Here is a 7,086-nt window from a genome sequence, read left to right as displayed (position 1 = left end):
GGTCCAGCGCCCACTCGACGTCCGCGAACACCTCGCCCAGGTCACCGGGGACCAGCAGCCAGTCACCGTCCGACCGGGGGCGGAGTCCCTCGACGATGCGCCTGTTCTCCTCGTAGCGGACGTGCAGGTCGCTGATGGCGAATAACTTCCCCGTCCGGGGACTGTCGACGGCGGCCATGCCCTGCCCTTCCCGGTGGGGCCCTCCGGCGGCCCTCCCCCTCAGGGTCACCGAGACTGGCAGTGGACGATCCGCCGGGCAACCCCTTTCCCCGCGGACGGGCAGGGGCTTGTCGAGAGGGGGGTGGCCACGGGATATCTTGATGTCGAGCAATGTTGCAGACGTGGAGCGGAGCACACGGTGACTGACTCGACCATCATCTACACGCACACCGACGAGGCCCCGGCCCTGGCGACGTATTCGTTCCTGCCCGTGGTCCGGGCGTACGCCTCGAAGGCCGGGGTCGCTGTGGAGAGCCGTGACATCTCCCTGGCCGGGCGGATCATCGCCGTCTTCCCGGAGTACCTCAAGGAGGACCAGCGGATCGCCGACGCCCTCGCCGAGCTGGGCGAGCTGGCCAGGACTCCCGAGGCCAACATCATCAAGCTGCCGAACATCTCGGCCTCGATCCCGCAGCTCAAGGCGGCGATCGCCGAGCTGCAGCAGCAGGGCTACGCGCTGCCGGACTACCCGGACGACCCGAAGACCGACGAGGAGCGGGAGATCCGCGCCCGCTACGACAAGGTCAAGGGCAGCGCCGTCAACCCGGTGCTCCGCGAGGGCAACTCCGACCGCCGCGCGCCCGCCTCGGTGAAGAACTACGCCAAGACGCACCCGCACCGGATGGGCACCTGGACGCCCGACTCCAGGACGAACGTCGCGCACATGGTGGCCGACGACTTCCGTTCCACCGAGAAGTCCGTGATCGTCACCGAGGACGGTGCGCTGCGCATCGAGCTGGCGGGGGAGGACGGCACCACCACCGTCCTGCGCGAGTCGGTGCCGGTCCGGGCGGGCGAGGTCGTGGACGCGGCCGTCATGCGCGTGGCGGCGCTGCGCGCGTTCCTCAAGGAGCAGGTCGCCCGCGCCAAGGCCGAGGGCGTGCTGTTCTCGGTGCACCTGAAGGCCACGATGATGAAGGTCTCCGACCCGATCATCTTCGGCCACGTGGTGCGGGCCTTCTTCCCGAAGACGTTCGCCGAGTACGGCGAGACGCTCGCTGCGGCCGGCCTGAGCCCGAACGACGGCCTCGGCGCCATCTTCAAGGGCCTGGAGTCGCTGCCCGACGGCGCGAAGATCAAGGAGTCCTTCGAGGCCGAGCTGAACGAGGGCCCCGACCTGGCGATGGTCGACTCCGACCGGGGCATCACCAACCTGCACGTGCCCAGCGACGTCATCGTCGACGCCTCCATGCCGGCGATGATCCGCACCTCCGGCCACATGTGGGGCCCGGACGGCCAGGAGCACGACACCCTCGCCGTCATCCCCGACAGCTCCTACGCCGGCATCTACCAGGCCGTCATCGACGACTGCCGCGCGAACGGCGCCTTCGACCCCGCGACGATGGGTTCGGTGCCCAACGTCGGCCTGATGGCGCAGAAGGCCGAGGAGTACGGCAGCCACGACAAGACCTTCGAGATCCCGAAGGCCGGCACGGTGCGGGTCCTCGACGAGGCCGGCGACGTCGTCCTCGAGCACACCGTGAACCCCGGTGACATCTGGCGCATGTGCCAGACCAAGGACGTGGCGATCCGGGACTGGGTCAAGCTCGCCGTCACCCGCGCCCGCGCGACCGGCGACCCGGCGGTGTTCTGGCTCGACGAGGGCCGCGCCCACGACGCCAACCTCATCGAGAAGGTCAGGACCTACCTGCCCGAGCACGACACCGAGGGCCTGCGGATCGAGATCATGCCGCCGGTCGAGGCGATCAAGTTCTCCCTGGAGCGCATCCGCCGGGGCGAGAACACGATCTCGGTCACCGGCAACGTGCTGCGCGACTACCTGACCGACCTGTTCCCGATCCTGGAGCTGGGCACCAGCGCCAAGATGCTCTCGGTCGTCCCGCTCATCAACGGCGGCGGACTGTTCGAGACCGGCGCCGGCGGCTCCGCGCCCAAGCACGTCCAGCAGCTCGTCAAGGAGAACTACCTGCGCTGGGACAGCCTGGGCGAGTTCCTGGCGCTGGCGGTCAGCTTCGAACACCTGGCGCAGAAGACGGGCAACGCCCGCGCCCAGGTGCTCGCCGACACCCTCGACCGCGCCACCGGCACCTTCCTCAACGAGGACAAGTCGCCCAGCCGCCGACTGGGCGGCATCGACAACCGCGGCAGCCACTTCTACCTGGCGCTCTACTGGGCGCAGGAGCTGGCGAAGCAGACCGACGACGCGGAGCTCGCGCAGGTGTTCGCCCCGCTCGCCGAGACGCTCGCCCAGCAGGAGCAGACGATCGTCGAGGAGCTGATCGCGGTGCAGGGCTCGCCGGTCGACATCGGCGGTTACTACCGCCCCGACCCGGCCAAGGCCTCGGCCGTCATGCGTCCGTCGAAGACCTTCAACCAGGCCCTGGAGACCCTCGGCTGACGCGACGGCCCCCTGCCGTCAGCACCCGTTCCGCCCCGGCCGGCACGCGCCCGGCCGGGGCGGTCCCGTCCCCGCGGGCGTCGAGCGGGACCGGGGCGGGGTGCCCGGCCCCGTGGTGCGCCGCTCCAGGACCGGATCAGGAAACGGCGCAGGCGGGGGCCGGCGGTGACGACGGGGACCGGCGAAGACCAGGGGGAAGGCCGGCGCGGCGCCGGCGATCACGGGGCTGAGCCGGCCGGCGGTCCGCCCTCTGCCGCTCTGATTCGACATATGTCAACATAGAGACATGTCGAACACGAAGGTGCTGCCGGTCCCGGAGCAGGGTGCGGCGCCGTGCTGCCCGCCGCTGACCGAGCGCCCGCTGAGCGCCGAGGAGGCGGAGCGGGCCGCCGTGATGTTCAAGGCCCTCGGCGACCCGGTGCGGCTGAGGCTGTTCTCCCTGGTCGCCTCGCACGCGGGCGGCGAGGCGTGCGTGTGCGACATCTCCGACGTCGGGGTCTCCCAGCCGACCGTCTCCCACCACCTGAAGAAGCTCAAGGAGGCCGGGCTGCTCACCTCCGAGCGGCGCGGCACCTGGGTTTACTACCGGGTCGAGCCCTCGGTGCTCGCCGCCATGGGGCGACTCCTCGCCTCCGCCCGGGCCTGAGCCCCGGGCTCCGCGGGCAGCCGCGGGGCGGACGGGAGCGGGCAGGGGAAGGCACCGACCAGGAGGGGGGAAACCTGGCCGGCGCCGGTCCGAGTGCCGGTGCCGGCGGTGGCGGTCGCCTGCGCGGCGAGTGGCTCTGCGAGGCTTCGGCCGAACGATCGTCCTCGCAGGCAAGGGGTGAGGCCCGGGGACACCGTCCCACCACCGGCACCTGCGATGAGTGCAACCGAGGCCCCGACCCGGAAATTCCATCTCGATTGGGGATCTTCGGTGTGATTCACGTCATCGTCGGCGGGGCGGCGGCGCGGACCCCGCGTCGCGGGCGCGGAGAGCCCGGACCGGCCCCCTCCCCGGACCGTCGGTTTGAACTGCGGGGTCGCCGCCGGGCGTCGAGTGCGCCGCGTCCGGCGGTTCGCGGCCGGTCCTCAGCTCGTACGGCTGCCGCGCGGTGTATGCGGGTAGGTTCCGTTTATGGCTGATGTCGTGGACGCAGACGAACTCCTCCGCCGCATCCGGGTCGCACGCGACTGGGCAGCGGAGCGGGAGGCCGGAATCAGTGAGCGGGCCGACGGAGGCGGTGGTGCCGAGGAATTGACGGCGAGCATCAACCGGGTCGCCTTCGCGGTCGTCCGCGAGGCGCTGGACGAGATCATCAATCCGGGTACGCACCCGGGCTGAACGGGAGGACCGGGCGGCGCCGGCCCCGGACACCGGGCCGGGCGCCGCCGCCCCCGCACGCCCGGCCCGCCTCCTGCGGGCAGCGCGCCTCACGGGGCCAGGGGCTTCGCGGGGCCGCGCACTCACGGGGCCCGCGCCTCACAGGGCGGAGAGGCGGTCGTACTCGGCCCGGGTGACCGGCAGGACGGTGCCGTGCCGGGGCGAGGAGGGCAGGTCGTAGCCGGTGGACATGGTCCACCGGCCCGAGGAGAGGTCGGTCGTCTCGAACGGCACGTAGCCGCGGCCGCCGAACTCGTCGATGAACAGGTACCACTTCTCCTCGGTGTTGGACTTGAACACGGCCGGGCCCTCGCCGCGGCTCAGGCCCGGGCTCGTCCCGGTCGCGCGGCCGATGCAGGTGGCGACGGGATCCCAGGAGGTGTCCAGCAGGTCGGCGGACCGCTCCTGGGTGATGAACTTGCCGCACGGGACGGACGGCGACTGGCTCCGCTCGTCCTTGGTGAAGCGGTGGTACGCGTCCTGGTGCCGGATGACGGTGGAGTCGATCACCGAGTGGCCCGGGTCGTGCCAGACCCCGGCCCCGCCGAAGGTGACGAAGTCGCGCGTGGTCGCGTACAGCATGCGCTGGTGGCTGGTGCCGGTGTGCTGCGGGTCGTCCTCCGCGTACAGCTTGGACGCCCAGAAGACGACGTACCGGCCGCGGGCCTCGTCCCAGTACGCCTCCGGGGCCCAGGTGTTGCCGGCCGTCGGCGGGGACACCCGCACCGACCGCTGCCGGGACCAGTTCACCAGGTCGGCGGACTCCCAGACCATGATCGAGCGGCTGCCGTGGCGCTGCGCGCGGTCCCAGTCGCCGTTGCCGTGGATCCTCAGGTCGGTGGCGATCAGGAAGAACCGGTCGCCCTGCGGCGAGCGGATCAGGAACGGGTCCCGCACCCCCCGCTCGCCGAGCGTGGACCTCAGCACCGGGGCGCCGCCGTTCAACTCGCGCCAGCGCAGCGGGTCGTTGCCGCGGCTGAGGGCCAGGTGGATCTGCTCGCCGTCGGCGGTGTCCTCGCCGGTGAAGTAGACGAACAGGTACCCCGCGTAGGGCTGCGCGGCGGAGGCGGAGCCGGGGGCGCCGGACGGGCCGGCGGCCGCCCCGGGCCCGGCGGCCAGGCTGGTGAGGAGGAGGACGAGCACGCCGGCCAGCAAGGCGGCGGGGCGGCTCGGCAGGCGGATCCCGGGCATGTGTCCCACTTTCCCGAACCAGTGCGGGGGGCTTGAGGAAAGGCCGTGCGGGGAGCGGCGGTACGGGCCGGCCCCGTCAGTATGCGGGGCCCGCCCCCAGGGTCAACCCCGCGCGCACGGACCCGCGCGCACGGACCCGTGGGGGAGCCCGCCCCGCCCGGTCCCGCCCGGCCGCCGGGACGGGGACCGGGGTACGGCACCGCCGTATGGACGGCTGAACCTGTTGGACACGTTTCGTCGATCTGCCCCATGTGCGTGGCGTGAGCGGTCCCGCAGTGGAGCACGGCAACCCCAGGCGCGGTGCCGTCCTGACGGCCGCCCTCACCCCGGGCCTGCACGATGCGCCCGCCGCCGCGGCCGGGGCGCGGGTGGTGATCGTCGCCTCCTCCGCACACCTGCGGTCCCCGGTGGCCTTCGACGACCTCCACTTCGACTTCCGGCCCTATGACGCCCGGGCCGCCTACGGCCGGTCGAAGACGGCGAACATCCTGTTCGCGGTCGCCCTGGCCGACCGGTGGGCCGACGACGGCATCACCGCGAACGCCCTCCACCCCGGCGGCATCATGACGAACCTTCAACGCCATCTCCCCGGGGAGCAGTTGCGCGCCTTCGGCGCGGCCACCTCCGTCCTGCCGGCCGCCTCCCCCCTCGTCGAGGGTGTCACCGGCCGCTGCTTCGAGGACTGCGGCGAGGCCGCGGTCGTGCACGAGCGGGGAAGTCGTGCACGAGCGGGGAAGCGGCATGAGCGGGGAAGCGGCATGAGCGGCCTCGCGCCCTACGCGGTCGACGCCGCCGACGCCGACCGCCTCCGGGAGGAGACGGCCCGGCTCCTCGGGCGCTGATCCCGCCCCGCGGCGGCCCCCGCCCGCCGGGGCGCGGGCCGCCGCGGGACGGGCGCGGGTTAGGGTCCGGGCATGGTCTTCGCCGCCGTGGTCTTCGACTTCTTCGGGACGCTGACGCCGAGCACACCCGCCCGGGTGTGGGACGAGCACGCCGCCCGCAGCGCGGCACCGCTGGGGATACCGGCGCGGACGTGGCGGGCGGCACTGGACGACTCCTTCCCCGAACGGGCCGTCGGGGCGCTGGGCGGCCTGCGGGAGACCTTCCGTACGCTGGCGCGCCGCTGCGGCGTGGAGCCCGACGAGGCCGCCCTGACCGCGGCGTGCGAGGCCAGGCGCGCCGCCCAGGAGGAACTGTTCGTCCTGCGCGAGGACGCGCCGGCGACCGTGGAGGGGATACGGGCCCGGGGGCTGCGGGTGGGCGTGCTCAGCGACTGCACCGTGGAGCTGGCGGAGAGGTGGCCCACGCTGCCGCTGGCCTCCCGCGTGGACGCGGCCGTGCTGTCCTGCCTGGAGGGGCGGCGCAAGCCCGACCCCGGACTCTTCGACCGGATCGCCTCCCGGCTCGGCGTCGAACCGCGCCGGTGCCTGTACGTCGGCGACGGGGGCGGTGACGAGCTCGAGGGCGCCGCCGCGTGCGGGATGACGGCGGTCCTGCTGTGGACCGCGGACCAGGCGGACAACGCGTCCGACAAGGCCCGCGCCCGCAAGGAGCGGTGGTCCGGCCCCCGCGTGGCGTCGCTGTCGCAGGTGCTGTCCGTGCTGGACGGCCCGTCCGCACTCCCGCCGCCGCGGCGGCGGGAGACGGCGGACGACGGCGCCGGGGGCGAGCAGGGGTGAACCCCTCGCCGCCTGCCCGGTGACCGGGGGCGGCTCGCGCCGCCGACGGGGTTCGCCCTCCGGCAGGCCCAGGGCGAACAGGTCGTACCACCGGCCGTCGCGCCGGAGGGCCCGGCACAGCCTGCCTTCCCGGCGAAGCCGACCTTCCGGCGGACCCGGTGGACGTGGTGGGCGGCGCGGTTCCCGGCGACGGCGGTCAGCGGTCCGGTACGGCCGCGTCCTCGCCGAGCCGCGGCGGCGGATCTACGCACCGCGTCGGTGGCGCAGCCGCGCCT

At 73.3% G+C, this 7,086-nt stretch carries 6 protein-coding genes and 1 pseudogene; 5 read left to right on the top strand and 2 right to left on the bottom strand.

The features are described 5' to 3' along the window. The coding region (locus VE546_RS21585) for a metallophosphoesterase (protein ID WP_324924876.1) at nt 1-178 on the bottom strand (178 nt) is incomplete at its 3' end. A 180-nt stretch (nt 179-358) separates the two neighbouring features. On the opposite strand from VE546_RS21585, the gene VE546_RS21580 reads away from it, so the two are divergent. The 3 genes from VE546_RS21580 to VE546_RS21570 all read left to right on the top strand — a co-directional run bounded on the left by VE546_RS21580 (nt 359) and on the right by VE546_RS21570 (nt 3,902). Next, a complete protein-coding gene (locus VE546_RS21580; RefSeq protein WP_324924864.1) occupies nt 359-2,578 on the top strand; it encodes an NADP-dependent isocitrate dehydrogenase in 2,220 nt (739 codons plus the stop codon). A gap of 286 nt (nt 2,579-2,864) precedes the next feature. Next, nucleotides 2,865-3,224 carry a metalloregulator ArsR/SmtB family transcription factor gene (locus VE546_RS21575; RefSeq protein ID WP_324924862.1) on the top strand — a complete coding sequence of 120 codons (360 nt, stop codon included), beginning with the start codon at nt 2,865-2,867 and terminating at the stop codon, nt 3,222-3,224. A gap of 471 nt (nt 3,225-3,695) precedes the next feature. Beyond that, the gene (locus VE546_RS21570; protein ID WP_324924860.1) at nt 3,696-3,902 is read left to right on the top strand and encodes a hypothetical protein; all 207 of its coding nucleotides are present in this window, start codon (nt 3,696-3,698) and stop codon (nt 3,900-3,902) included. A 144-nt stretch (nt 3,903-4,046) separates the two neighbouring features. On the opposite strand, the pseudogene VE546_RS21565 reads toward VE546_RS21570, so the two are convergent. Continuing rightward, nucleotides 4,047-5,132, bottom strand: a pseudogene (locus tag VE546_RS21565) (glycoside hydrolase family 43 protein); the annotation flags it as partial. Between the two features lie 260 nt (nt 5,133-5,392). Between VE546_RS21565 and VE546_RS21560 the strand changes: the two are divergent. Both VE546_RS21560 and VE546_RS21555 read left to right on the top strand, forming a co-directional pair. Beyond that, nucleotides 5,393-5,974, top strand: a complete 582-nt coding sequence (locus tag VE546_RS21560; protein WP_324924858.1) for an SDR family NAD(P)-dependent oxidoreductase — start codon at nt 5,393-5,395, stop codon at nt 5,972-5,974. Between the two features lie 72 nt (nt 5,975-6,046). Continuing rightward, entirely contained in the window at nt 6,047-6,811 is a 765-nt protein-coding gene (locus VE546_RS21555; protein ID WP_324924855.1) for an HAD family hydrolase, read from the top strand. Nucleotides 6,812-7,086: the final 275 nt, after the last annotated feature.

The sequence above is a fragment of the Streptomyces sp. genome, from assembly GCF_035644915.1.
Lineage (GTDB): Bacteria > Actinomycetota > Actinomycetes > Streptomycetales > Streptomycetaceae > Streptomyces.
The sequence above is the reverse complement of the archived record's forward strand: the minus strand, read 5'-3'. Positions and strand labels throughout refer to the sequence as shown.

Coding starts and splice junctions, on each gene's coding strand:
- VE546_RS21555 (WP_324924855.1), top strand. CDS start 6,047: ATGGTCTTCGCCGCCGTGGTCTTCGACTTCTTCGGGACGCTGACGCCG.
- VE546_RS21575 (WP_324924862.1), top strand. CDS start 2,865: ATGTCGAACACGAAGGTGCTGCCGGTCCCGGAGCAGGGTGCGGCGCCG.
- VE546_RS21570 (WP_324924860.1), top strand. CDS start 3,696: ATGGCTGATGTCGTGGACGCAGACGAACTCCTCCGCCGCATCCGGGTC.